The sequence below is a fragment of the Ancylobacter sp. FA202 genome (assembly GCF_000380205.1).
Classification (GTDB): domain Bacteria; phylum Pseudomonadota; class Alphaproteobacteria; order Rhizobiales; family Xanthobacteraceae; genus Ancylobacter.
In genome coordinates this window covers 3,974,784-3,999,618 of sequence record NZ_KB904818.1, presented here as the reverse complement: position 1 = coordinate 3,999,618, position 24,835 = coordinate 3,974,784, and the positions used below count along the sequence as shown (strand labels likewise).

Genomic DNA, 24,835 nt, shown 5'->3' with positions numbered 1-24,835 from the left:
ACGTCTCACGCGGGCTACGCGGGGGACAGCGGAGTGATCGACATGGAGTTATTGAGCGTCATCAGACGCTGGCATCATCGGGATCGTCGCTCGATCCGAGAGATATCCCGCAGCACCGGCCTCTCGAGGAACACCGTGCGCAAGTATCTGCGGGCGGACAGCGTCGAGCCGCAGTTTCAGGCTCCTGACCGGCCGAGCAAACTCGATCCCTATGCCGACAAGCTTGCGGCGATGCTGCAGGTCGAGGCTGGCGAGTCGCGTAAGCACAAGCGCACGGTGAAGCAGCTGCACGCCGATCTTGTGACGCTGGGCTATGAGGGATCGTACAATCGGGTGGCGGCCTTCGCCCGGGACTGGAAGGCAGCCCGGCTGCGCGAGCAGCAGACCAGCGGCCGCGGCACCTTCGTGCCGCTGGCTTTTGTGCCCGGAGAGGCCTTCCAGTTCGACTGGTCTGAGGACTGGGCGATCATCGCCGGCGAGCGCACCAAGCTGCAGGTCGCTCATGTGAAGCTGTCCTACAGCCGCGCCTTCATGCTGCGCGCCTACCCACTCCAGACCCATGAGATGCTGTTCGATGCCCATAACCACGCCTTCCGGGTTTTCGGCGGCGTGCCGCGGCGGGGCATTTACGACAACATGAAAACGGCCGTCGACAAGGTCGGCCGTGGCAAGCAGCGCCAGGTCAACATCCGCTTCTCGGCCATGGTGAGCCACCTCCTGTTCGAGGCCGAGTTTTGCAATCCGGCCTCGGGCTGGGAGAAGGGGCAGATCGAGAAGAACGTACAGGATGCCCGCCATCGGCTCTGGCAGCCCCTGCCCAACGTCCCGTCCCTGGCAGCCTTGAATGACTGGCTGGAGAAGCGATGCCGGGAGTTGTGGTCACAGATCGAGCATGGCTCGCAACCCGGTACGATCGCCGATGTGTGGGCCGAAGAGGTCCGGCACCTTATGGCGATGCCCCGCCCCTTCGACGGCTTCGTCGAGCACACCAAACGGGTGACGCCAACCTGCTTGGTTCATCTGGAGCGCAATCGATACAGCGTGCCGGCGTCCTTCGCCAATCGACCCGTCAGCTTGCGCGTCTATCCCGACCGGATCGTCATCGTCGCCGAGGGGCACGCGATCTGCGAGCATCGCCGAGCCTTTGTCCGATCTCATGATCGCCAGAGCCAGACGATCTACGACTGGCGGCACTATCTGGCGGTCGTCCAGCGCAAACCCGGAGCCCTGCGGAACGGGGCTCCCTTCGCCGAGATGCCAACTGCCTTCCGTTCCCTCCAGCAACATCTGCTCAAAACACCGGGTGGCGACCGCGAGATGGTCGAGATCCTGTCCCTGGTCTTGCAGCATGACGAACAGGTCGTGCTCACGGCCGTCGAGTTGGCATGCAAGGCCGGCGTGCCGACCAAGACCCACATCCTCAACCTTCTGCACCGACTGATCGATGGTACGCCGCTGACCACACCAACGATCGACGCCCCTCAGGCCCTCACGCTGACCACCGAACCGCAGGCCAACGTCGAACGCTATGACGCCCTGCGGCGGGCCAGGGAGGTGCGCCATGCGTCATAATCCGGCCAGCGGGGCTATCGTCATCATGTTGCGCAGCCTCAAGATGCACGGCATGGCCCAAGCCGTTAGCGAACTGACGGAACAAGGCTCTCCGGCCTTCGAGACCGCCATGCCGATCCTATCGCAGTTGCTGAAGGCCGAGACCGCCGAGCGGGAGGTCCGATCAACGGCCTATCAGCTCAAGACCGCACGCTTCCCGGCCTACCGCGACCTCAATGGCTTCGACTTCGCCAGCAGCGAGGTCAATGAAGCACTCGTTCGCCAGCTCCACCGCTGTGAGTTCCTCGACGAGGCCCATAACGTCGTCCTCGTCGGCGGTCCCGGCACCGGCAAGACGCACATCGCAACGGCGCTGGGCGTTCAGGCCGTCGAGCACCATCACAAGCGGATCCGCTTCTTCTCCACCGTCGAACTCGTCAATGCCCTCGAACAGGAAAAGGCCCAGGGAAAAGCCGGACAGATCGCCACCAGGCTCGCGCACTCCGATCTCGTCATCCTCGATGAGCTCGGCTATCTGCCCTTCAGCGCATCAGGCGGCGCCTTGCTCTTCCACCTGCTGAGCAAGCTTTATGAGCGCACCAGCGTCGTCATCACCACCAATCTCAGCTTCTCGGAATGGGCCACCGTCTTCGGCGACGCCAAGATGACCACGGCCCTGCTCGACCGCCTTACCCATCACTGCCACATCCTGGAGACCGGGAACGACAGTTTCCGTTTCCGGAATAGCTCGGCAAAACCCGCCAAAACAACCAAGGAGAAATCCAGGAACTTGACCGCCACCTGACCACAGACCACCATCCGGCCGGGTCACTTCTCAGTGGAAATCCAGGGTCAAATCTCCGCGGAAATCAACAGTTGAACGTCACCCCCATTCCAACCGACCTTCCTGCATACATCAGCACATTCTGGCTTCGCGTCCGGTCCTGGTCTTCCACAGTATGACCAGCACGACGCGAGAGCAGGGCGGCAGCTCCCCCAACTTGGCAGGTCGAATCGCTGGCGCAGCGCCGTGTCGAACAGCCGCGCCGGCATAAGGCGGCTCAGCAGGCTGACCTGTTTCGCCACCTTGCCAACGGGGTAGCGGAGCCTGTGGCGGGCCGCCGTCGTCGTCCGAAGCACCGCCTCCGTCACATCTTCGGGTGTGACCGCCGTCAGCAAGGCCTTCCGGATGAACTCATTCACCCAGGCGTGGCCGCCATCTTAAGCCGTCTTCTTTGTGTCGGGCTCGAGCGCGCTCTGGTCGAAATTGCTGGTCACCGTGCCGGGCTCGATCAAGCCAACGTGGACATTGAAGGCGCGTACCTCGTGATCGAGCGACTCGGAATAGCCCTCGACGGCGAGCTTGCTTCCGGCATTATGATCCGAGTACTGCGCGGGATGAACCCGAGCGCGTTGCTGAGATTGATGATGCGGCTCTCCCCGCACGCTGGCATTGACGGCAACACCGGGTTGATGACCCCGACAACGCCGAACAGATTGACGTCGTAGAAGCGCTGAACCTGGGCGGCCGCGGATCTCTCGGCGCCTCCAAACTTGCCGACGCCGCATTGTTGACGAGAACGTCGACGCGGCCGGTGCGCGCGCGTACCTGCGATACGAGGACTATTGCCTCCACTGGTAGAGCGAGTACTTGCTGATCTCCAGCCGCGCAGCCGCTCCGCAACCGGAGCGCTCCGCTCGGTGATCTGAAGGTGAACTCCTCGGTGAAGTTCGCTGTGCCCATCGGGGCCTCCTTGCCTCAGAATTTAAGGGAAGAAGGCGTCCCGAAATCTAGGGGCGGTTCAATACATGCCTTTTTTTCAGCCAATATTGGGAAACGCGACGTTGCGCGCATCGCGCAAGTGCGAGATCAACCCGCTCGGCAAATATGCAACAGTTTTGTGCTTAGCGCGCTTGGGGGACGTTATCGGGGCGCTATGCGCAGCATCAGACTATCGCGGTATCAGGGTCATCGCGCATAGTGCGGCGGGGGCTCGCGAAGTTGGCGAGGGCCGAGCTTCGGGCAGGGTGGCATGCAAGACGAGAACGCTGGGGTTGTTTGCGCGCGAGCGTCGGCGCGGCCGGCGTCTGGCCGACCCGCTTCGTCGGGACCGCTTGCGGCACCAGCCTGTTGATCGTGCAACAGCAAAGGCGTCAGCCAGGGGAGGCCACCGGCCGCCCCTCGGGCAAGCGATGCCTGTCAGCCAAAACAAATCGGGAAATCGTGCGGGGCGTGCGCCGTCCGGCTGAGCTTCAGATCCTGGATATGCGTCCGGCGGCATTTCCGCCAGACGCGCCTCCCGGCTCGGCTCGCTTTCGGCGCGCGGTTACGGACCATGTGGGAATGTGCAGATGAAGCGTTTCGAGACCGTCGGTAGCCGTGCGGCATCCTGCGTCGTGTCCCTTGCCGGCAAAGGCCCCGGCGGGGCGCGGCGCGCGTTTCGGCGCGGGCTGCTGCTGTCATCGGCGTTGATCTCGGCGCTGAGCCTCGCCGCCCCCGCGAGCCATGCCGAGCCGCTCCCTGCCAACCCCTACTGGAACGGCGCGGTCGACCAGCCGGGCGGCGCTGAAGTCGTCGGCGGGGCGGGCACGTGGAACGCCGCCAACACCAACTGGACCGACGCCGCCGGGGCCACGGCCACGGCGTGGGACGGCACTCTGGCGATCTTCGCGGGCACGGGCGGCGCGGTGAGCGTGGCCGGCGCGCCGGGCGTGATTTCCGTCACCGGCATGCAGTTCGACGTCGACGGCTACGCGCTCTCCGGCGACAGCATCACGCTGGCGGCGATTTCGGGCCAGACGGGTATTTCCGTCGCCGCCGACGCCAGCGCCACCATCGGCTCGGCACTTCTCGGCACCACCGGCCTTGAGAAGACCGGCGACGGAACGCTGATCCTGTCAGGCAACAACACTTGGTCCGGCGGTACCACGGCCAGCGCCGGCACGCTGGAGTTCACCGGCAGCAACACAATTGGCGGATTCACGTTCGTTTCCGACGGGTCGCTTGTCTTCTCCGGTGGCAACTCCACGGCCGAAGCGGTCTTTGTCGCCCAGGGTGAGGGCACGTCGGGCGAGCTGACGGTGACTGGAGAGGACACGAGCCTGGCTCTCAGCTCCCAGGAGGGGCTGGTGGTCGGTAACCGCGGCACCGGCACGCTGACCATTTCGGATGGCGCGAGCGTGACGGCGATCCGGGCCTCGCTCGGAAGCAAAAGCGGATCGGACGGCACGGCCACGGTGACGGGGGCGGGATCGAACCTGACCCTCCAGGAAGGTCTCGTCGTGGGCGAAAATGGCACAGGCACACTGACGGTTTCCGACGGTGGCGCGGCGAGCGCCGTCTTCGTCTCGATCGCCTCTCGGGACGGCTCGTCGGGCTCGCTGACGGTGACGGGGGAGGACTCGACCGTCACCAGCTCGGGCGGCGTGACCGTCGGCGGATCCGGCGTGGGCGCGATGACGATTTCCGATGGCGGCTCGGTGACCGGCACGTACGGCGTGATCGGGCAGTATGCGACCGTTATGTCCACGGCGACAGTGACCGGCGCCGGCTCCAGCTGGACCAATAGCGGCTCTCTGACGATCGGCGCGAATACCGGTGCCAAGGGAACGCTCACTGTCGCCGCCGGCGGCAAGGTGTCGAGCACATCGGCCGCTCTCGGTAGCTACCGGGGATCCCAGGGCATCGTGACGGTCACGGGTGCCGGGTCCACGCTGGACCTGGCGGGCGGCAGCTTCAGTGTCGGAGTCGCGGGCGAGGGCGTCGTCACGGTCGCCGCCGGGGGCACGGTGCTGAGCGGCTATGTCACAATGGCCCTTTCCTACTACGGCACGGGCGCCATCACGGTGACGGGCGCCGGCTCGCTGTGGGATGCTGGCACCAACTCGGTCTCCATGGGCTCTTACGGCACCGATGCGAGCATCACCGTCGAGGACGGCGGCACCATGGCGGCGAGCTATTTCTACCAGGACTACTCGCCGGGGACCCGACTGATCACCCTCGACGGTGGCACGCTGCGGGCTACGGCCACCCTGTCGTACTTCCTCTCCGGCTTCGATGCGGGCGATGTCACGCTCGCGGCGGGCGGCGGCACGATTGATTCCAACGGGTTCGACATTGGCGTCGACAGCGTGCTCGGCGGCGAAGGGGCGCTGACCAAGGCCGGCCTTGGCACGCTGACGCTGACCGGCACCAACACCTATACCGGCGGCACCGTCATTTCCGGCGGCACGCTGCAGATCGGCGATGGCGGCGCGTCGGGGTCGATCCTGGGCGATGTGACCAATAACAGCGTGCTGGCGTTCAACCGTAGCGACGCATTCACCATGGCGGGGGCGATCTCCGGCACCGGCGCGGTGGTACAGGCGGGCAGCGGCACGCTGTACCTGACCGGCGCCAACACCTATTCCGGCGGCACCACCATCACCACCGGCACGCTGCGCGTCGACACCGCAAACGCACTCGGCAGCGGCGGGCTGACGGTCGGCGAGGCCGGCACGTTCCGCGCCAGCGGCAGCTTCACTTTCGGTGGGGCGGTGGTGCTGGCCGGCAGCGTCGGCACGGCGGGCACGTTCGAGGTGGACCCGGCGCAGGCGCTGACCCTCTCGGGCGTGATCTCGGGCGCCAGCGGCCTGACCAAGACCGGCGACGGCCTGCTGATCCTGACCGCAGCCAACACCTTCACCGGCGTCACCACCATCTCCACCGGCACGCTGCAGATCGGCAATGGCGGCACCACCGGCTCGCTCATAGGCGACGTGGTGAACAACGCCCATCTGGTGTTCAACCGTTCCGGCACCTACGCCTTCACCGACGCGGTCACCGGCAACGGCACGGTGACGTTCACCGGCGGCGGCACCGTGCTGTTCTCGGGGGCCTATAGCGGCGCGGTGACTGCGGACGATACCGTCGTCCAACTGGCCTCCGGGTCGAGCAACGCTTCGGCCTTCACCCTCAATGAGGGCGGCGTGCTGAGTGGCACAGCGACCATCGGCGGGCTCACGGTGAACAGCGGCGGCACGGTGGCGCCGGGCACTTCGCCGGGCACGCTCACCGTGAACGGCCCGGTCGCCTTCAACGCCGGCTCGACCTATGTGGTGGATATCACGGCGGACGGCGAACACGACCTGATCACCGCCACCGGCGCGGTGACGCTGTCCTCGGATGCGGGCGTCGAGGTGGTGGCGACCCCGGGGAACTATTCCTCGATGGGCACGATCACCATCCTGTCCACATCAAGCACGCTGACCGGCACCTTCGGCCCGGCCACCTCGGACTTCGCCTTCCTGACGCCCGAGCTGACCTATGACGCCCAGAACGTCTACCTGACGCTGATCAGCAATGGCATGGACTTCGTCGACTATGCGCGCACGCCGAACGAGGCGAAGGTGGCCGTCGCGGCGCAGGCGCTGGGCTCCGGGAACACCCTGTTCGAGGCGATCTTCTCCCTGCCGGAAGGGGCGGTGACGCCGGTGTTCAACCAGCTCTCGGGCGAGGCCTACGCCTCGGCCCAGACGGTGATCCAGCAGCAGTCGATCTATCTGCGTGACACGGTCGGCAGCCGGCTGCGCCAGTCGCTCACCGCCCCGTCCGCCGGCGCGCTGTCCTATGCCGCCAAGGCGGCAGGGCCGGCGACGGCCGCGCTCGGCCAGGGCTTCACCCCCACTTTGTGGGCGGAAGGCTTCGGCGGCTGGGGCGAGGTCTCGGGCAATGCCAATGCCGCCTCGGTCAACACCACGGTCGGCGGCGTGTTCGGCGGCGTCGATGTCGCCGTGCTCGACAATGTGCGGGTCGGCCTCGTCGGCGGCTACAGCCGGACCTCGTTCGACATCGACGCGCGCTCCTCGCAGGGGTCAATGGATAATTACGACATCGGCCTCTATGCCGGTGCGCAGTTCGATGCCGTCGCGCTGCGCGGCGGCGCCTCCTACACCTGGCACGACATCTCGGTGTCGCGCTCGGTGCTGTTCCCGGGCTTCTACGGCGCCAATGACGGCGACTACACGCTGGGCACCACCCAGCTGTTCGGCGAGATCGGCTACGACATGTCGGTCGGGGCCTATGCCTTCGAGCCCTTTGTTGGCCTCGCTTATGTGCACGTCTCCGGCGACGATTTCACCGAAAGCGGCACGCTCGCCTCGGCGCTGTCGGTTGATAGAGCCTCGCAGGGCACGTTCTACTCCACGCTGGGCGTTCGTGCCGCCACCACCTTCACCGTGGCAGGCCGCACCCTCACCACGAGCGCGACGCTGGGCTGGCAGCATGCCTTCGGCGACACCAACTCGTCGGCCGACATGCTGTTCGCCAATGGCGGTGCCACCTCCTTCACCATCCAGGGCGTGCCGATTGCCGAGGATGTGGCGCTGGTCGGGCTCGGGCTGGGCTACCAATTGTCCGACGGTGCGGCGCTACAGTTCAACTATTCGGGCCAGCTGTCCGACCAGGCCAACCAGAACACCTTCAGCGCGCAGTTCTCTCTCAAGTTCTGAGAAAACGGCGCCTGCCCTCCGATCCGCTTTCTCGTGACCGAGCTGCAAGATGACGCATCGTTTCCTCATGCTGGCGGGCTTGCTGGCCGGCCTCAGCCTCGCCGGCACGGCGTCGGCGCAGCAGCCGGCAGCACCGGCGGCCGCGCGGCCCGGCCTCACCACTGCCACCTATGAGGACTGGGTGGTGCGGTGCGTGGCGAGCGATACGGGACGGACCTGCGAGGTGGTGCAGAATCTCCAGGCGCAGGGCAAGGGGTTGATCGCCAGCGTCGCGGTTGGCCGGGCCGATGCCAAAGCGCCGCTGCGGCTGGTGATACAGCTGCCCGCCGGCGTGTGGCTTCCCGCCGGGGTGAAGGTTCAGGTCAGTGAAAAGGCCAAGCCGCTGCAGCTCGCTTTCACGCGCTGCCCGCAGGGGTGCTTCGCCGAAGCCGAGCTGGATGCCGCCTCGGTGCAGGCGCTGAAGGCCGCCGCCGGTGCCGGCAGCTTCTCCTTCGAGGACGGCGCCCGCCGCCCGGTGACGCTGCCGCTCTCCTTCAAAGGCTTCGCCCCCGCCCTCGACGCCAGCCTCAAGCCGTAGGTCGGCAGCGCCCGGGGTCATTAAATGGCGTGTTCCGTCGCATCATCGGGCAGATGCGCTCTCGGCCGAAACGTAGAAGTACTGCTCCCCCCCTGACGCGGTGACCGGCAGGGTCATCGAAGAGGCAATTCAGCCTCGACATTCATCGGCGACATGTCAGCTTCTCGTTTGAATTCCCCCAATAGCGGCCGGTCCGCTCCCGGCCCCAAACCGGCCATCGTCGTCATCCTAGCGAACTTCTGTTCTGGCGGGTCGTTAGCTTCAGCAGCGGTGGCCAATAACCAATTTGGATTGTGTTTTCGTTTTGAGCGCGGTGCTTTCGCAAGAGCAAGGTGCTATCGCGTCTCGCGCTGCTCGACCGTTCTCGGAGCAAGCTGTATCGACCGCAGAGCTCCCGGCGCATGCCCCATCGTCCGCTTGAAGGCACGGCTGAACGCCGCGTGCGAGCCATAGCCGAGCCGGTCGGCGGCCGTTTCGATGGAAATCTGGTCCCGCGTGATCCACTGTGCCGCAAGACGCATGCGCAGTTCGGTGAGATAGCGCAGCGGCGTCATCCCTGTGACGTCGAGAAAGCGTGCGGCGAACACGGAGCGGGAACTGCCCATGACCGAAGCAAGTTCGGCCACCGTCCATTCGCGGCCGGGATCGCGGTGCACGGCGGCGATGACGCGCGCAAGCCGGGAATCGCGCAGCGCGGCCACCCATCCGGCGGCGGTGCCACAGCCGCATTCGACCCATGCCCTGACGATGAAGACCGACACCACCTCGGCGAGGCGCGCGAGGATGCCGGCGAAACCTGCACGGTCGCCGCGGGTTTCCCGTTCCATCGCCTCCAGCATCGGCAGCAATTCGGGATAGCGATCCAGCAACGTGCCGACCGACATCACCGATGGCATCAAGGCGACCAACGGGGTCATGCCACCGAGTTCGAGCTCCATGCAGCCACTGAAGATCACGACATCGGTACTGCGGCAGAGCTCGCTATCGCAGGCATTGATCGCGGCGACGGTGCCGCAGAGCGGAGCCTCCGCAAAGGCGGATACTGTGCGGCATGGCAGGTCCGGCGCGGAGAGCAGGTCGTGCGCCCCGCCATGCGGCAGCAACACCGCTGATCCGGCCTCCAGCTTTTCGACGTCGCCCTCGGGTCGCCGCAGATAGACCGTGCCGCGCGAAATGAAATGAAACTGCGCGCGTCCCGCCTCATTGCCGAAATGCACGCCGAAGGGCGGGGATATCTGAATACGGCGGTATTTCAGGCCGACAAACCGCATGCCGCCGAGCAGCTCGCTCACGACGTCGGCGTAGGTGGCGGGCCCGGCGGAGGTCGCATCTTCGGACGAATGATCAAGCATGACGGATATTCTGGCATAGTTCGTCTTGCCAAACCAGCCTAGCTTGTTGCAACGCAACATCCTTCTCTGGAAAGGCACACGAATGAGTGACACGCTTGCGGTGGACGCGACACCAGCGCCCGCCATCTCCCCGGCATGGGCGGCCGTCGGCTCGATGACGCTGGGGGTTTTCGGTCTGGTAACGGCAGAGTTTCTCCCCGCCAGCCTGCTGACCCCGATGGCAGCTGATCTTGGCATCACCGAAGGAACTGCGGGTCAGGCCGTGACGGCAACGGCTCTGGTGGCGATGGCTGCCAGTCTTCTGGTCTCGGCGGCGACCCAGCGCATCGATCGGCGCAACCTCATGGTCGCCTTCTCAATCATGCTGGTGATCTCGAACCTTATCGTGGCGTTCGCACCGAACCTGCCTCTGCTCATCCTCGGCCGCGTGCTGCTGGGGTTGGCGCTTGGCGGCTTCTGGGCAATGTCGGCGGCGCTCACCATGCGGCTCGTGCCTGAGGCGATGATACCGCGTGCGCTGTCGATCCTGTTTAGCGGGGTTTCGGCGGCGACGATCTTCGCCGCTCCGGTCGGAAGCTATCTCGGCCATCTCGTCGGTTGGCGTGCCGTGTTCCTGCTGGCGGCGGCCATGGGCGTCGTGACGATCATCGCCCAGATCATGACCTTGCCCCGCATGGCACCGACCGGCGCTGCTGGGCTGCGCACGCTGGTCGATGTTCTGCGCCGGCCGGGCGTTGCGTTGGGCATGTCGGCGGCAATGCTGGCTTTCGCTGGTCATTTCGCGGTCTTTACCTATATCCGGCCGTTCCTCGAGACGGTCACGGGCATCGGCATCAACGCGCTCTCCGGCATTCTGCTCGGCTTTGGACTGGCGAACTTTGTCGGCACGCTGGCGGCCGGCCCGCTGATCGAGCGTAGCCTGAAAGCGGCGCTGCTCGGCGTGCCGCTGCTGATGGCCGCACTCGGTGTCGCCCTCGTCACTCTTCCGGCGGATCCCATGGTGCATACCCTGCTGTTCGCCCTCTGGGGCTTTGCCTTCGGCGGCGTTCCGGTCGCATGGTCGACCTGGCTCACCCGCGCCGTGCCGGATCAGACCGAGACCGCCGGCGGCCTGCTCGTCGCGTCCGTTCAGTTGGCGATCTCGGTAGGCGCGGCCGGTGGCGGCGCGATCCTCGCGGTCGATGGCGTGACCGGCACCTTTGCCGCCGCCTGCCTGCTTCTAGTGGTCGCCGCGCTGATCGTCCTGTTCGGCGTGCGGACTCTGCCGGGCAGCGGTCGCGCAACCGCGCTGCACTAGACTCCTGATGCGGTGGCTGAATGGCGTGGGACGCTCAGCCATCGCATCGCTCTACGTATTGGACTCGAAGCCTTATCCCAACTTGGAGATCAGGGCTGCCATCGTCGGTCGCCACTGATCAAACCGTCCTCCCGACGCGCGCCGTCGCCGATGACGACCTCCTTCGACGTTGCCGATTATTTCGATTGCGGCCGGAGCGACGGCTGCCCGCCTGCGTGCCGGGGAGCCCGACTAGAAGAACCCCTTCGCGGGCAACTTGGTCCCTTTCGCCTCGAAGGCGCCGATGGCAGTGGCCTTGGTGACGCCGGGATTGTGGGTGGCGAGGGTGCGGGCGTTGCGCCAGCGGCGGTCGGGATTGCGGGCGCGGCTGGCGGCGCTGGCGCCGGCGAGATCGAAGATGCGCCCGCCAACCCGGATGGCGAGCTCGTCGACAATCAGCTTGGCCTTGCGGGGGCCAGTGCCGCCTCATGGGGGAGGCCATCGTCGTCGCGTCGCTGTCGCGAGCCGCGCCGACGTCATCGAGCGCCCGCTCGCCGCAAGGGCCGGGCCGGGGCCGGCGAGGCCGGCCGACGCGACGCAATTAATGGCGGGACCGGTCGCCCCGCGACAATTACCAAGAAAGGAGTGCCATCTCGATAATTTCACAGCGTTAGGTCGTGTTTTGCTGGATATCCCTGCCCCCCGCGCCGCGCAGATTCACGAATTGACGGCCCGCGAACTGGCCGCTCTCTACCGCACTGGCGCGCTTTCGCCTGTCGAGGCGACGACGCAGATCCTCGCGCGCATCGCGGCGCTCGAACCCGCGGTGAACGCCTTCGCGCTGCTCGACCGCGAAGCCGCCCTCGACGCCGCGAGCGCCTCCGAAGCGCGCTGGCGCCGGGGCGAGCCGCTAAGCCCGGTCGATGGCGTACCGGCGGCGGTCAAGGATCTTCTCTGGACCAAGGGCTGGCCGACGCGGCGCGGTAGCCATGCGATCGACCCCGACCAGAGCTGGGATGAAGACTCTCCCGCCGTCGCCCGCCTGCGCGAGGCCGGTGCGGTCCTGCTGGGCAAGACGACAACCTCGGAATTCGGCTGGAAAGGGCTTGCCGACAGCCCGCTTACCGGCGTCACGCGCAACCCATGGAACCTGAAGCACACGCCGGGCGGCAGCTCCGGCGGCTCGGCGGTGGCCGCCGCGCTCGGCTTCGGCCCGCTGCAGGTGGCCACCGATGGCGGCGGTTCGACCCGGCTGCCGGCCTCCTTCTCCGGTGTCTTCGGGTTCAAGCCGAGCTTCGGGCGGGTGCCGGGCTATCCCTCGGCCCACACCGGCACGCTCTTTCACATCGCGCCGCTGACGCGAACCGTGTCCGATGCGGCCTCGCTGCTGGAGATCATCGCGCGGCCCGATCCCCGCGACTGGCACGCTTTGCCGGCGGCGGAGATCGACTGGCACGGTGCACTGGAGGCCGGGGTCGCGGGTCTGCGCATCGGCTTCAGCCCGACGCTCGGCTACGCGCAGGTCGATCCCGAGATCGCGGCCGCCGTCGCCTCCGCCGTTCGCCGGCTGGAACAGGCGGGTGCCCACGTCGAGGAGATCGACCCCGGCATCGATGATCCCTTCCCGGTCTTCCGCACGCTTTGGTTCGCCGCCGCCGCCCGGCTCCTTGCCAACCTGCCGGAGGAACGGCGCGGTCTGGTCGAACCGGGACTGGCCGAGGTCGCCGCGCAGGGGCGCGCCATCGATGTCGTGGCCTATCTCGGCGCGCTGGAGGCGCGCGAGGCGCTGGGCCGGAAGCTGGCGCAGTTCCACCAGCGCTATAACCTGCTGATCACCCCGACCACGGCGCGCACCGCGCCGCTGGCCGAGGGCGACAGCGCGGGGCTGACGGCGCGGCCAATCCCCTCGCCCTTCACCTACCCGTTCAATCTCACCCAGCAGCCGGCCGCCTCGGTGCCGGTCGGGCTGAATTCAGCCGGCCTGCCCATCGGCCTGCAGCTGATCGCGGCCAAATATCAGGATGCGACCGTGCTCCGGGCCGCCCGGGTGCTCGAACAGGCCCTTCCTTTCGCGCGACCGGCGGATCCGGCATGAGCCTCGCCCCGCCTCCGCTCGATCTCACCCGGCTGCGGGCCGCCTATGCGCGGGGGCTGTCGCCCGTCACCCTCGTCGAGCGGCTTCTCGCCGGCATCGAGGCGCGCGGCGACGACGGGGTGTGGATCAGCCGCGTCCCCAAACCAAAGCTGCTCGCCCGCGCGCGTGAACTCGCGGCCCTTCCGCGCTTTGAGCGGGAACGTCTTCATCTGTTCGGCGTGCCGTTCAGCGTCAAGGACTGCATCGACGCTGCCGGGCTTCCCACCACCTCCGCCTGCCCGGCCTATGCCTATCAGCCCGAACGGTCGAACCTCGCCGTCGAACGGCTGGTGCGCGCCGGGGCGATACTGGTCGGCAAGACCAATATGGACCAGTTCGCCACCGGGCTGAACGGCACGCGCACGCCCTATGGCATCGCCCGCAACCCGTTCGATGCGGCCTATATTCCCGGTGGCTCGTCGTCCGGGGCGGCGGTGTCGGTGGCGGCGGGGCTGGTGAGCTTTGCCCTGGGCACCGACACAGGCGGCTCCGGCCGGGTGCCGGCCGCCTTCAACAATGTGGTGGGGCTGAAGCCGACGCGCGGGCGCCTGAGCGGCATCGGCGTGGTGCCGGCCTGCCGGTCAATCGAGACGGTCTCGGTCTTCGCACTCACCGCACCGGACGCGCTGGCGGTGCTCGACATTGCCGAGGAGTTCGACGTCGACGACCCCTTCGCCCGCCTGCCCGGCCGGGGGAAACCCATTCTTGATCAGGGGTTCCGCGTCGGCGTACCTCATGATCCCGCGTTCTTCGGCGATGCGGGCGCCCGCGCCCTGTTCCTTGAGGGCATCGATACGCTGGCCGCGCTGGGCGGGCAGGTCCGCACGGTGGACTATGCGCCGTTCGCGGCCCTGAACGAGCTGCTGTTCAACGGGCCCTGGCTGGCCGAACGCTATGGCGCGCTGGCGGAATTCATCGACAACGCGCCCGACGGCGTACTGCCGCTCACCCGCGACATCCTGCTCGGCGGCCGCCGTTTCTCCGGCGCCGATGTATTCGCGGGGCTACGACACCTGCTGCAGCAGCGGCGCGAGATCGAGACGCTTTGGCGCGAGATCGACGTGCTGGTGGTGCCGACCACGCCCACCATTTACCGCATCGACGAGATGCTGGCCGATCCGCTGGTGCTGAATGCCCGGCTCGGCACCTATACCAGCTTCGTCAATTTCGCCGATCTCGCCGGCGTCGCGGTGCCGAACGGCTTCCTCCCCAACGGCCTGCCCCAGGGCGTCACCCTGCTCGCGCCGGCCTGGTCCGAACCGGCGCTGACACGCCTCGCCGACCGCTTCCACCGCGCCCGCGGCGTGCCCCTGGGCGCGACGGGTGCCGCCCACCCCGATATTCCCCTTGCTGAGAGAGAAAGCGCATGAGCATCGCCAAAACGACCACGCGGCCGACCTGGCTGCGCTTTGCCCTTCTTGCCGCCCTCGGCCTTGGTCTTTGCAGCCACACGCCGGCCCGGGCCGACAGCGCGCCGCAGGACATCGTCATCGGCGAAGGGTTCGCCCTCGGCTGGGGGCAGTTCTTCGTCGCCGACAGCCAGAAGACCTGGCAGGCGCAGGGACTGAAGCCGGAGGTCGTCACCTTCGCCAGCGGCCGCCTCGCGCTCGACGCGCTGGTCGGCGGCCGCATCGCCATCGCCACCGCCGCAGAGACGCCCGTCGTCTTCGCCAATCTCAACGGCCTGCCGGTGCGGATCATCGGCACGCTCAACCGGCACGAGCCTTTCGATCTGGTGGCGAGTACGAGCATCGCCACCGCCAAGGATATCAAGGGCAAGCGCATCGGCTACGCCCAGGGGACCAATGCGCATTACTATCTCGGCAAGCTGCTCGCCGCGAACGGGCTGACGCTGGCCGACATCACGGCGGTCAATCTCAGCCCGGGTGACTTTGTCACCAGCCTCGTCAACGGCTCGCTTGACGCCTTCATCTGGACCGAGCCGCATTTGTCGCAGGCGCTGGCGCAGGGGGGCGACAAGGTACATGTCATCCGCAGCCCGGAACTGTACGAGACCTTCTCCAGCATCATCACGCTGCAATCGACCATCGACGAGAAGCCCGAACTGCTGGTGAAGGCGCTGAAGGCGCTGATCGCCGCCGACAGCTACATCAAGGCCAATCCCGAGCAATCGATAGCCATCGTCGCCGAGCGCATCAAGCTCGACCCGAAGGTCGCGGCGGCGTTCTGGGACCGGACCCGCTTCAACCTGACGCTGGACAAGCCGGCGGTGGTGAAGCTGCTGCAGGAGGAGGCCGAGTGGGCGGTCGCCAACAAGCTGACCCGCCCCGACGCCAAGATCCCGGATTTCAACGCGGTTGTCGTGACCGACCTGTATGAGCGGGCCGTGGCGAAGTGAACATGCCGCTCGCCTCATGGCGTGCCGAGGAGCGACCGGTCGTCGCCTCCGGCACGCAGGCCGTGCCAGCCCTGATCGATATCAACGGCGTCAGCCATTCCTACCGCTCGGCCGGCGGACAGAACCATGCCGCGCTCGCCGAGGTTTCACTGACGATTGGCGCGGGCGAGTTCGTGTGCCTGCTGGGGCCGAGCGGCTGCGGAAAGACTACGCTGCTCAACATGATCGCCGGCTTCCTCACCCCAACCCACGGCGAGGTGCGGGTCGGGGGCGAGGTGGTGCGCGGTCCCGGTCCCGAGCGGGGCGTGGTGTTTCAGGATTACTCGCTGTTCGGCTGGCTGACGGCGCTTGGAAATGTCGCCTTCGGCCTGCGCATGGCCGGCGTTCCGCGGGCGCTGCGCCGGCGCAAGGCGGAGGAAGGGCTGCGCGCCATGGGCCTTGAGGGCGTGGCGGGGCGCTACCCGTTCGAACTTTCCGGCGGCATGAAGCAGCGCGTCGCCATTGCCCGTGCGCTGGCAACCGAGCCGCAGGTTCTGCTGGCGGACGAGCCCTTTGCGGCGCTGGACGCCATGACGCGGGCCAGCCTGCAGGCCCAGCTGCTCGACATCCAGCAGCGCTCCGGCACGACGGTGGTGTTCGTCACCCACAACATCGCCGAGGCGGTGTTCCTCGGCAGCCGCATCCTCGTGATGTCGGCGCATCCCGGCCGGGTGGTCGAGGACGTCAGGATCGACCTGCCGCGCCCCCGGCGGCGCACCAGCACCCCGTTCAACGCGCTCTATGAGCATCTCAGCCGTGCCATAGGGCTGGAGGGGGACGAATAAGCATGCGCCTTCCCGCCCGATCTGTTTTCCTCGGAAGCCTCGGAGCACTCGCCTTCTTTGGTGGCTGGGAGGCGCTGAGCCATAGCGGGCTGGTCAATCCGATCATGCTGCCGGCGCCCTCGCTGGTGGTGCGGTCCGGTGCCGAGCTGCTGGGGAGCGGGGAACTCGCGCGACATCTCGCGGCCAGCCTCTGGCGTGCGGCGCTCGGCTTCGTCTCCGGTGCGCTCCTCGCTATCGGCCTTGGTATCGCCATGGCGAGAAGTGCCGGCTTGTACGACCTCATCAACCCGCTGGTGCAGATGTTCCGCGCCATTCCCTCGCTCGCCTTCGTGCCGATCGCCATCTTCTGGTTCGGCATCGGCGAGACCTCCAAGATATTCCTTGTGGCCTGGGGCGTCTTCTTCCCGGTCTGGGTCAACACCTATATCGGCGTGCGCGACACCTCGCCCCTGCTGCTGCGCGCCGGTGCCAGCCTCGGCGCGGGGAACTGGCGGCTGCTGGCCTTCGTCGTGCTGCCGGCCGCGCTGCCGCTCATTCTCGCCGGGCTGAGGGTGGGGCTTTCGATTGCGCTGGTCGTGCTCGTGGCGGCGGAACTGGCCGGGGCCGCGTTCGGCGTCGGCTATCTGATCCAGATGTCGCAAACCGTGTTTCGCGTCGACCAGATGTTTGTCGGCCTCGTGGTGCTCGGCATGATGGGCTATCTCGCCGACTTCCTGTTCGAGTGGGCGGTTCGGACGCTGTTGCCCTGGTACGGCGCCGAGCGGGGCCGGGGCTGACGCAATTTATTGCGCGAGCTGCCCTCCCGCTTCTGCAATGGTGACGCCATGACACCCGATGAAGCCGTCCCGCTCGAACTCAAGCTCACGGATAACCGCAGCGTCCTCGCCATCACCTGGGAGAACGGGGCCGTATCCCGCCTTGACGCGCCACTGCTGCGCCGGCACAGCCGCTCCGCATCAGCGGTTCGGGCGGCGCTGGAAGGGGTAGCGGCACCGGCAGATGGCGTGACGCTCACCCGCGTCGAACCCATCGGAGCCTACGCCGTACGGCTATCCTTTTCCGACGGACATGATCGCGGCATCTATCCCTGGCGCCATCTGCGCGCCATCGCCGACGGCACGGCGTGAGGACGTCTTCCATGGATGCGATAAAGGACGGCCTCTCGCAGGTCGATTGCGACGTGCTGGTGATCGGCGGCGGCACCGCCGGGCCGATGGCGGCGCTGAAGGTGAAGCAGAACAACCCGAAGGCGCGCGTCGTCCTGCTGGAAAAGGCCAATGTGAAGCGCTCCGGCGCCATCTCCATGGGCATGGACGGGCTGAACAACGCCGTGGTGCCGGGCTACGCCACCCCGGAGCAGTACACCAAGGAAATCACCATCGCCAATGACGGTATCGTCGACCAGGCGCCGGTGCTGAAGTATGCCGAGCGCTGCTTCGAGATCATCCAGGAACTGGACCGCTTCGGCATCCGCTTCCAGAAGACCGGCAATGGCGACTACGACGTCAAGAAGGTGCACCATCTCGGCACCTATGTCCTGCCGATGCCCAATGGCGACACGGTGAAGAAGGCGCTCTATCGCCAGCTGCGCCGCGAGCAGGTGCTGATTTCCAACCGCTACATGGCGACCCGGCTGCTCACCGCGCCGGACGGGCGGATTGCCGGCGCCATCGCGGTGAACACACGCAGCGCCGAATTTCTGGTGCTGCGCGCCAAGGCGGTGATCCTGTGCCTCGGCGCGGCCGGTCGGCTGGGCCTGCCGCAGTCCGGCTATCTCTGGGGCACCTATGAGAACGCCACCAATTCCGGCGACGGCTACGCCATGGCGTTCCATGCCGGGGCGGCGCTGGCCAATCTCGAATGCTACCAGATCAACCCGCTGATCAAGGACTATAACGGCCCGGCCTGCGCCTATGTCGCCGGCCCCTTCGGCGCCTATACCGCCAATGCGGAGGGCAATCGCTTCATCGAGAGCGACTACTGGTCGGGCCAGATGATGCAGGAATTCTACAACGAGCTGCAGTCGGGCAAGGGGCCGGTGTTCCTCAAGCTCAACCATCTTCATCCCGACACGGTGGGCGAGATCGAAACCATCCTGCACAAGGTGGAGCGCCCCTCGCGCGGCCGCTTCCACGCGACGCGCGGCACGGATTACCGCGAGAAGATGATCGAGATGCACATTTCGGAAATCGGCTTCTGCTCGGGCCACAGCGCCTCGGGCGTCTTCGTGGATGAGTTCGCCCGCACCACGGTGCAGGGGCTCTACGCCGCCGGCGACATGGCGAACGTGCCGCACAACTACATGCTGGGCGCCTTCACCAATGGCGCCGTCGCCGGCGAGCACGCCGCCTCCTATATCGGCGAGGTCGACCTTCCCGAGATCGACGCCGAGTTCATCGCCAAAGAGCGCGCCCGCGTGCTGGCGCCGACCAAGCGCGAGGACGGCATTCCGCCGAACCAGCTCGAATACAAGACGCGGCGCTTCGTGAACGACTATCTCCAGCCGCCCAAGGTGACGGCGCGGATGAAGATCGGCCAGCAGCGTTTCGCCGAGATCCGCGAGGACCTCGACACCGCGATGGTTGCCCGCGATTCGCACGAGCTGATGCGGGCGCTGGAGATCGCCTCGATTCTCGACTGCGCCGACATGGCCGCGCACGCCTCGCTGTTCCGCACCGAAAGCCGTTGGGGGCTCTACCACAACCGTGTCGAGTACCCTGAGAAGGACGACGAGAACTGGTTCTGCCACACGCTGCTGCGCAAGAAGGACGGCCGCATGGTCTCCGAAAAGCAGCCGATCGCGCCCTATAGCGTTCCCATCGAGGACGAGGAACGCGGCGCCTACGACCAGTTGCGCGTCCGCAAGCAGGCCTGAGGAACCACCATGCCCCTCGCATTCTCTCCCACGACTGTTCCCGTCGTCGTCGACGACGCCAAGTGCATCGCCGAGAAGGGCTGCACGGTCTGCGTCGATGTCTGCCCTCTCGACGTGCTGCGGATCAGCGAAGAAACCGGCAAGGCCTACATGAAATATGACGAATGCTGGTACTGCATGCCGTGCGAGGCCGACTGTCCGACCGGGGCGGTGACGGTCAACATTCCCTATCTGCTGCGCTGAGGTCCGATCGTGCTGTTCGAGCCCTTCGAGGATTTCGGCGATGTCGGGGAGATCGCGGCACGCTTGCGCGAGTCCGATCCTGCGGTGCGGCGCCTCGCCGTCATCGAACTTGCCGGCACGGCAAGCCCGGATGCCATCGGGCCGATCGGCTCATTGACCGAGGACCCGGACGCCGGTGTCCGTCTCCAGGTCGCCCTCGCGCTGGGCGAGTTCGACGGCGCGGCGGCGGCCGAGGGGCTGGCCCGGCTGGTCGTCGATGCCGACCCAAATGTCGCGGCGGCGGCGGCGGCCAGCCTCACCGAGCTGAAGCAACCCGAGGCCGGCGCCCCGCTGCTGCCGCTCGCCGCCCATGCCTCGCCCTTCGTGCGGGCGGCGGTGCTGGGCGGGCTGCGCGGGCTTCGGCTGGACGCGGCGCTGGGCCCTGCTCTCATCGCCCTTACCGATCCGGAACCCGGGGTGCGTGTGCAGGCGGCCGGCGTCATCGCCTATCTCAAGCGGGAAGACGCCCTGCCCTCGCTGATCGCGGCCGCCCGTGACCCCGAGCCGGATGTGCGCACAGTCGCGGTCGACGCGCTCGCCTTCAGCCGCCACGATGGCGCCGCTGACGCCGTCGTCCAGGCTCTGGAGGATGCGCATTGGCAGGTGCGCGCTTCGGCCGCCGAGACGCTGGGGCGCATCGGCCTCGTCTCAGCCATACCGGGGCTCACCCGCACGCTCGGCGACACGTTCTGGCAGGTGCGGCAGAAGGCGCTGCGTAGCCTCGGATCGCTGAAGGCCCGCACGGCCATTCCGCTCATCCTGCCGCTGCTCGGCCATGAGGTGGCGATCCTGCGCAAGGAGGCCGCGGCGGCGCTCGGCGAGATGGCCGATCCCGTGGCACGGGTGGAACTGGAGCAGCGGGCCGACGACCCCGATCCCGAGGTGCGCAAGACGGTGCGGTGGGCGCTGGGACGCCTCACGGCCTGAACCGCGCACCGGCGCACCGGTGTGCGGGTTCAATTCTCCTTCGAGACGAGATGGAGCAGCAGGTCCGGCCGGTCGATGCGGATCGCCTTTGGCGTTACCGACACGACGCCGTCCTTCTGGAACCGCTTGAGCATCATCGTCACCCATTGGCGGGTGGAGCCGACCATGGCGGCGATCTGATCATGAGTGATGCGCCGGTGGATGACGATGGCGCGCCCTTCGCGCTCGCCATAGAGCGCGCCGAGATTGATCAGGAACTGCGCCAGTCGTTCGATCACCGAGCGGGTGCCCAGCATCTGGGCCATGGCGGAATAGCTCTTGCCCTTGGCGACGAGCCCCTCGATGAGGCACAGAGCGAAATTGGGGAGCTGGGTGACGAGGCCATGCAGCGCGCTGCTCGGCACCAGCAGCACGCGGCACTCCTCCAGCGCCTCGCCGGACCAGATATGCGTGCCGCCGCCGCTAATCTCGGGGCCGCCGCAGAAATGGCCGGGCGTCCAATAGGCGAGCGTGATCTCGCGGCCGGACGGCGCGGTGTAGAAGACGCGCACCCGGCCTTCCTCGATGATGAAGATGCCGGCATGGGGCTCGCCCTGCGCAAACACGCTCTCGCCGGGATGGAAGGTGACCTGCCGGCCGACATCGCGCAGCCGCTGGCGTTCGGTGGCGCTGAGCCGATCAAGAAAATGGGCGCCCTCGTTCAGTCCCTCCACACTTTCACTGAGGAACAGCGCATGGTCGCCGGGCAGGATACCCGGCGTGGCGTCCCGCGCCTGGGCCAGGCTGGCAGGTCTCGATTTGGCGGCGACCTCGCCAGCCTTGCGGGCATCAAGCTGCATCCGGGCGCTCCCTGATTATAGTCTAGTTAAACAGTAGAATTTTGGGACGCGCAAGGCGCCGGCGCGTTTTCTTTAGCGGTGCGGGCGGCCGGAGACGGGCAAATTAATTGCTTCAAGCACACTAGCTCGCATGTAACCACAGACAGCAGAAGGGATCCTCCGTAATTGCGGACGGGTTCTGTTGAATGGCGCCACGAGGCGCCGATCCGCTCCTGTCATGAGGTTCACCATGCAGATACGCACGACGATCGCCGCCGCGCTGCTCGCCGCCACAAGCGTCTTCTCGGTTGCTGCGGGAGCTGAGACCGTCCGCGTCGCCATCGGCACACAGGACACCACCATCAACACCGCCACCGGCGGCCTGCTGGTGCGGGAATTGAAGCTTCTCGACAAGTACCTGCCTCGCGACGGCAAGTACAAGGACGTGACCTACGACATCGTCTGGAAGAATTTCACCTCCGGCGCGCCCATCACCAACGAGCAGATCGCGGGAAAACTGGATTTCGGCATCATGGCCGATTTCCCCGGCTCGCTGAACGGCGTCGCGCACGAGAAGGCCGGCCGGAAGAGCCTGTTCGTCGGCGTGCTGTCCGGCAGCGTGAAGGGCTCGGGCAACGGCATCGTGGTGCCAGCGGTCTCGCAGGCGCAGTCGCTGGCCGACCTCAAGGGCAAGACCATTTCGGTGCCCTTCGCCTCCACGGCGCACGGCCTGCTGCTGCGGGCCGTCAAGGCGCAGGGCTGGGACCCGGAAAAGGACGTGAAGATCATCACCCAGGCGCCGGAAGTGGCGGGCTCGGCGCTGCAATCGAACCAGATTGATGCCCATGCCGACTTCGTACCCTTCGCCGAGCTGTTTCCCTGGCGCGGCTTCGCCCGCAAGATCTATGACGGCTCGCAGGCCAATGGCGCCACCTTCCACGGCGTGCTGGTCGATGCCGACTACGCCAAGAAGTACCCCGAAGTCGTGACCGCCTATTTCCAGGCGGTGATCGAGGCCGACCGGCTGTTCGCCCAGGAGCCGGAAAAATACTCCGAGCTGATCGCCAAGACGGCCGGGATCGAGGCGGAGGTGAACTACCTGTTCCACGGCCCGCTCGGCCTGCAGACGCGCGACCTCACCTGGAAGCCGGAATACAAGCAGGCGGTGTCGACCTCGATCGACACGCTGAAGCTGCTCAAGCGCGCCGATCAGGGCATCGATGTCGGCAGCTTCGTCGACGACACCTATATCCGCGCCGCGTTCACGGCCTCCGGCCTCGATTATGAAAAGGCGCTAAAGAACTACGCCCCCTCGCCGCTCGATGCCAAGGACGCGCTGACCGGCGAGGCGATCACCGATCCCAAGCGCGTGGCGCAGATCTGGGTCAAGGGCGAGCCGCTGGTGCGCCCTTACGCCTCGGCCGAGAACGCCTTCAAGGCGCTCAAGCAGCTCGAAACAGAAGAGAAGATCGCCCGCGTGGTCTACGCCCAGGACCGCGAGAGCGGCATCAAGCTGCTGGCCGCGCAAGCCTGGTTCGTCAGGGGCGACACTGGCGAGGTGAGCGCCTTCCTGCTCAAGACCAGCGCGGATGACTGGGCGAAGAAGAACGGCGGAAAGGTGCTGGACTTCCCGGGCGTGAAGTCCGCCACCCTCGCCAGCAACTGACGGCCGGGTCGCACGCAATGGCACGTCCGCGCCCTCTTCCCTCCGGCCGATCCGTCCCGGACACGGCCCGTTTCGCCGGAGTTGGGCGCTGGCTGCTGCGCGCGGCCTCGCTCGGGGTCTGCCTCCTCGCCTGGCAGGCGGCGGCGCAGCTGCGCCTCGACCTCGGCATCGTCACCTTTCGCAATGTGCCGCCGCCGGTGGAGGTGGCACAGGCGGGCATCGAGCTGCTGCAATCCTCGAAGCTGTTCGATCATGTGACGAGCAGCCTGTCGCGCGTGTTTGCGGGCTACGGACTCGCCGCCCTTGCCGGCGTCATGCTCGGCCTCGCGGTGGGGCGCTCGCGCCTTGCCGGCGACGTGCTGATGCCGCCGCTGGAAATCCTGCGCCCGATCCCGGCGGTCGCGTGGATCCCGCTGGCAGTCCTCATGTTCCCGTCCTCCGAGCTGTCGATGATCTTCATCACCTTCACCGGCGCGCTGTTCCCGATCCTGCTCAGCACGATCCACGGCGTGGAGAATGTCGACCCGCGCCTCGTCGCCTCCGCCCGCAGCCTCGGCGCCGGCTGGGGCGCGATCCTGCGCGAAGTGGTGCTGCCGGCGGCGGCGCCGAGCATCGTCACCGGCCTCGCCATCGGCATGGGCACGTCGTGGTTCTGCCTGGTGACGGCGGAAATGATCTCCGGCCAGTACGGCATCGGCTACTACACATGGGAATCCTACACGCTCCAGAATTACCCCGACATCGTGGTCGGCATGGTGCTGATCGGGCTGATGGGCATGGGTTCCAGCGCCCTGCTGCGCCGCGCCGGGGCCCGGCTCACGCCGTGGCACTCGACCGACGAGGCCCGCCGGTGAGCGGGCACGAGCGGCGCGCGCATGGCCACGCCGAACAGGGCCGGATCGACGCGGAGGGCGTCTTCATCCGGCTGGGCCAGGGGGCGGAGGCGTTTGAAGCCGTGCAGGACGTGTCCTTCACGGTGCCGGCGGGCGAATTTGTCTGCGTTCTCGGGCCCTCGGGCTGCGGAAAGTCGACGCTGCTCGGCGCCCTCGCCGGCCATATCGCCCCCGCCCACGGCGCGCTCACCCTTGATGGCGCGGCCATTTCCGGCCCGCATCCCGACCGGGGCATCGTGTTCCAGCACCACACGCTGTTTCCGTGGAAGAACGTGCGCGACAACATCGCCTTCGGCCCCAAGATGCGCGGCATCCCGAAAGCGGAGCGGCATCGACAGGCCGACGAGATTCTCGAACTGATCGGCCTGGGCGGGTTCGCCGGGCGCTATCCCAAGCAGCTCTCCGGCGGCATGCAGCAGCGCGTGGAGATTGCCCGCGTGCTGGTCAACCATCCGCGCCTGCTGCTGATGGACGAACCCTTCGGGGCGCTCGACGCGCTGACGCGGATGATGATGCAGGAGCTGCTGCTCGACATCTGGACCCGCCTGCGCACGACGATCGTCTTCATCACGCATGACATCGACGAAGCGCTGTTCCTGGCCGACCGGGTGCTGGTGATGAGCCCGCGTCCGGGCCGCATCGTCGAGGATATCACCGTGCCCTTCGAGCGACCGCGGCGCGCCGAGATTGTCGCCGAACCGCCGTTCGGCCGCCTCAAGCGGCATTGCCTCGATCTGCTGCGCCCCCGGCCGGGAACCGACACGCTTCCCCGCCTCAGCCCCCTCGGCGCGCCCCCGCACGCACGCTGAGCC

At 67.0% G+C, this 24,835-nt stretch carries 21 protein-coding genes; 18 read left to right on the top strand and 3 right to left on the bottom strand.

What is annotated here, in order from left to right:
- Positions 1–42: 42 nt before the first annotated feature.
- The 5 genes from istA to A3M1_RS0118395 all read left to right on the top strand — a co-directional run bounded on the left by istA (position 43) and on the right by A3M1_RS0118395 (position 8,617).
- Complete coding sequence (istA, locus tag A3M1_RS0118415; RefSeq protein ID WP_026221262.1) at positions 43–1,572, top strand: IS21 family transposase; 1,530 nt, start codon at positions 43–45, stop codon at positions 1,570–1,572.
- Positions 1,562–2,356, top strand: a complete 795-nt coding sequence (istB, locus tag A3M1_RS0118410) for an IS21-like element helper ATPase IstB (RefSeq protein WP_018388938.1) — start codon at positions 1,562–1,564, stop codon at positions 2,354–2,356. The genes istA and istB overlap by 11 nt, the downstream gene beginning before the upstream one ends.
- 404 nt (positions 2,357–2,760) lie before the next feature.
- Positions 2,761–3,060, top strand: a complete 300-nt coding sequence (locus A3M1_RS0118405; RefSeq protein WP_018390467.1) for a hypothetical protein — start codon at positions 2,761–2,763, stop codon at positions 3,058–3,060.
- An 843-nt stretch (positions 3,061–3,903) separates the two neighbouring features.
- Entirely contained in the window at positions 3,904–8,040 is a 4,137-nt protein-coding gene (locus A3M1_RS0118400) for an autotransporter domain-containing protein (RefSeq protein ID WP_018390466.1), read from the top strand.
- Positions 8,041–8,089: 49 nt separating this feature from the next.
- On the top strand, positions 8,090–8,617 hold the full coding sequence (locus A3M1_RS0118395; protein ID WP_018390465.1) for an invasion associated locus B family protein: 528 nt from the start codon (positions 8,090–8,092) through the stop codon (positions 8,615–8,617).
- Positions 8,618–8,952: 335 nt separating this feature from the next.
- Here A3M1_RS0118395 and A3M1_RS0118390 read toward each other — a convergent pair whose 3' ends face one another.
- Positions 8,953–9,969, bottom strand: a complete 1,017-nt coding sequence (locus A3M1_RS0118390; protein ID WP_018390464.1) for an AraC family transcriptional regulator — start codon at positions 9,967–9,969, stop codon at positions 8,953–8,955.
- Positions 9,970–10,051: 82 nt separating this feature from the next.
- Here A3M1_RS0118390 and A3M1_RS0118385 point away from each other — a divergent pair, with 82 nt between their 5' ends.
- Positions 10,052–11,266 (top strand): MFS transporter, encoded by a 1,215-nt coding sequence (locus A3M1_RS0118385; RefSeq protein ID WP_018390463.1) that lies wholly within the window; start codon positions 10,052–10,054, stop codon positions 11,264–11,266.
- A 231-nt stretch (positions 11,267–11,497) separates the two neighbouring features.
- Here the strand turns inward: A3M1_RS0118385 and A3M1_RS26015 are convergent, their stop codons facing one another.
- Positions 11,498–11,665: a hypothetical protein gene (locus A3M1_RS26015; protein WP_245261899.1), complete on the bottom strand. Its 168-nt coding sequence runs from the start codon at positions 11,663–11,665 to the stop codon at positions 11,498–11,500.
- Positions 11,666–11,927: 262 nt separating this feature from the next.
- On the opposite strand from A3M1_RS26015, the gene A3M1_RS0118380 reads away from it, so the two are divergent.
- The 9 genes from A3M1_RS0118380 to A3M1_RS0118340 are packed head-to-tail and all read left to right on the top strand — an operon-like array spanning position 11,928 to position 20,646.
- Positions 11,928–13,340: an amidase gene (locus tag A3M1_RS0118380; RefSeq protein WP_018390462.1), complete on the top strand. Its 1,413-nt coding sequence runs from the start codon at positions 11,928–11,930 to the stop codon at positions 13,338–13,340.
- Entirely contained in the window at positions 13,337–14,749 is a 1,413-nt protein-coding gene (gene atzF, locus A3M1_RS0118375; protein ID WP_018390461.1) for an allophanate hydrolase, read from the top strand. The genes A3M1_RS0118380 and atzF overlap by 4 nt, the downstream gene beginning before the upstream one ends.
- Positions 14,746–15,738, top strand: coding sequence for an ABC transporter substrate-binding protein (locus A3M1_RS0118370; protein ID WP_018390460.1), 993 nt, complete (start codon positions 14,746–14,748; stop codon positions 15,736–15,738). The genes atzF and A3M1_RS0118370 overlap by 4 nt, the downstream gene beginning before the upstream one ends.
- 2 nt (positions 15,739–15,740) lie before the next feature.
- Positions 15,741–16,562, top strand: coding sequence for an ABC transporter ATP-binding protein (locus tag A3M1_RS0118365; RefSeq protein WP_018390459.1), 822 nt, complete (start codon positions 15,741–15,743; stop codon positions 16,560–16,562).
- A 2-nt stretch (positions 16,563–16,564) separates the two neighbouring features.
- Entirely contained in the window at positions 16,565–17,338 is a 774-nt protein-coding gene (locus A3M1_RS0118360) for an ABC transporter permease (RefSeq protein ID WP_018390458.1), read from the top strand.
- A gap of 48 nt (positions 17,339–17,386) precedes the next feature.
- The gene (locus tag A3M1_RS0118355) at positions 17,387–17,689 is read left to right on the top strand and encodes a gamma-butyrobetaine hydroxylase-like domain-containing protein (RefSeq protein ID WP_026221386.1); all 303 of its coding nucleotides are present in this window, start codon (positions 17,387–17,389) and stop codon (positions 17,687–17,689) included.
- Positions 17,690–17,700: 11 nt separating this feature from the next.
- Positions 17,701–19,437: a fumarate reductase/succinate dehydrogenase flavoprotein subunit gene (locus tag A3M1_RS0118350; protein WP_018390456.1), complete on the top strand. Its 1,737-nt coding sequence runs from the start codon at positions 17,701–17,703 to the stop codon at positions 19,435–19,437.
- Positions 19,438–19,446: 9 nt separating this feature from the next.
- The gene (locus A3M1_RS0118345) at positions 19,447–19,680 is read left to right on the top strand and encodes a ferredoxin family protein (RefSeq protein WP_018390455.1); all 234 of its coding nucleotides are present in this window, start codon (positions 19,447–19,449) and stop codon (positions 19,678–19,680) included.
- Positions 19,681–19,689: 9 nt separating this feature from the next.
- Entirely contained in the window at positions 19,690–20,646 is a 957-nt protein-coding gene (locus A3M1_RS0118340) for a HEAT repeat domain-containing protein (protein WP_018390454.1), read from the top strand.
- 29 nt (positions 20,647–20,675) lie between these two features.
- Here the strand turns inward: A3M1_RS0118340 and A3M1_RS0118335 are convergent, their stop codons facing one another.
- Positions 20,676–21,485 carry a Crp/Fnr family transcriptional regulator gene (locus A3M1_RS0118335; protein ID WP_018390453.1) on the bottom strand — a complete coding sequence of 270 codons (810 nt, stop codon included), beginning with the start codon at positions 21,483–21,485 and terminating at the stop codon, positions 20,676–20,678.
- A gap of 229 nt (positions 21,486–21,714) precedes the next feature.
- Here A3M1_RS0118335 and A3M1_RS0118330 point away from each other — a divergent pair, with 229 nt between their 5' ends.
- The 3 genes from A3M1_RS0118330 to A3M1_RS0118320 are packed head-to-tail and all read left to right on the top strand — an operon-like array spanning position 21,715 to position 24,832.
- On the top strand, positions 21,715–23,130 hold the full coding sequence (locus tag A3M1_RS0118330; RefSeq protein WP_018390452.1) for an ABC transporter substrate-binding protein: 1,416 nt from the start codon (positions 21,715–21,717) through the stop codon (positions 23,128–23,130).
- Between the two features lie 17 nt (positions 23,131–23,147).
- Positions 23,148–23,984: an ABC transporter permease gene (locus A3M1_RS0118325; protein ID WP_018390451.1), complete on the top strand. Its 837-nt coding sequence runs from the start codon at positions 23,148–23,150 to the stop codon at positions 23,982–23,984.
- Positions 23,981–24,832, top strand: coding sequence for an ABC transporter ATP-binding protein (locus A3M1_RS0118320; RefSeq protein WP_018390450.1), 852 nt, complete (start codon positions 23,981–23,983; stop codon positions 24,830–24,832). The genes A3M1_RS0118325 and A3M1_RS0118320 overlap by 4 nt, the downstream gene beginning before the upstream one ends.
- Positions 24,833–24,835 lie beyond the last annotated feature (3 nt).

Excerpts from the sequence above, each read along its gene's own strand:
- istA (WP_026221262.1), top strand. The coding sequence starts at position 43 with ATGGAGTTATTGAGCGTCATCAGACGCTGGCATCATCGGGATCGTCGC.
- istB (WP_018388938.1), top strand. The coding sequence starts at position 1,562 with ATGCGTCATAATCCGGCCAGCGGGGCTATCGTCATCATGTTGCGCAGC.
- A3M1_RS0118400 (WP_018390466.1), top strand. The coding sequence starts at position 3,904 with ATGAAGCGTTTCGAGACCGTCGGTAGCCGTGCGGCATCCTGCGTCGTG.
- A3M1_RS0118395 (WP_018390465.1), top strand. The coding sequence starts at position 8,090 with ATGACGCATCGTTTCCTCATGCTGGCGGGCTTGCTGGCCGGCCTCAGC.
- A3M1_RS0118390 (WP_018390464.1), bottom strand. The coding sequence starts at position 9,969 with ATGCTTGATCATTCGTCCGAAGATGCGACCTCCGCCGGGCCCGCCACC.
- A3M1_RS0118385 (WP_018390463.1), top strand. The coding sequence starts at position 10,052 with ATGAGTGACACGCTTGCGGTGGACGCGACACCAGCGCCCGCCATCTCC.
- atzF (WP_018390461.1), top strand. The coding sequence starts at position 13,337 with ATGAGCCTCGCCCCGCCTCCGCTCGATCTCACCCGGCTGCGGGCCGCC.
- A3M1_RS0118370 (WP_018390460.1), top strand. The coding sequence starts at position 14,746 with ATGAGCATCGCCAAAACGACCACGCGGCCGACCTGGCTGCGCTTTGCC.
- A3M1_RS0118365 (WP_018390459.1), top strand. The coding sequence starts at position 15,741 with ATGCCGCTCGCCTCATGGCGTGCCGAGGAGCGACCGGTCGTCGCCTCC.
- A3M1_RS0118360 (WP_018390458.1), top strand. The coding sequence starts at position 16,565 with ATGCGCCTTCCCGCCCGATCTGTTTTCCTCGGAAGCCTCGGAGCACTC.
- A3M1_RS0118355 (WP_026221386.1), top strand. The coding sequence starts at position 17,387 with ATGACACCCGATGAAGCCGTCCCGCTCGAACTCAAGCTCACGGATAAC.
- A3M1_RS0118350 (WP_018390456.1), top strand. The coding sequence starts at position 17,701 with ATGGATGCGATAAAGGACGGCCTCTCGCAGGTCGATTGCGACGTGCTG.
- A3M1_RS0118345 (WP_018390455.1), top strand. The coding sequence starts at position 19,447 with ATGCCCCTCGCATTCTCTCCCACGACTGTTCCCGTCGTCGTCGACGAC.
- A3M1_RS0118335 (WP_018390453.1), bottom strand. The coding sequence starts at position 21,485 with ATGCAGCTTGATGCCCGCAAGGCTGGCGAGGTCGCCGCCAAATCGAGA.
- A3M1_RS0118330 (WP_018390452.1), top strand. The coding sequence starts at position 21,715 with ATGCAGATACGCACGACGATCGCCGCCGCGCTGCTCGCCGCCACAAGC.
- A3M1_RS0118325 (WP_018390451.1), top strand. The coding sequence starts at position 23,148 with ATGGCACGTCCGCGCCCTCTTCCCTCCGGCCGATCCGTCCCGGACACG.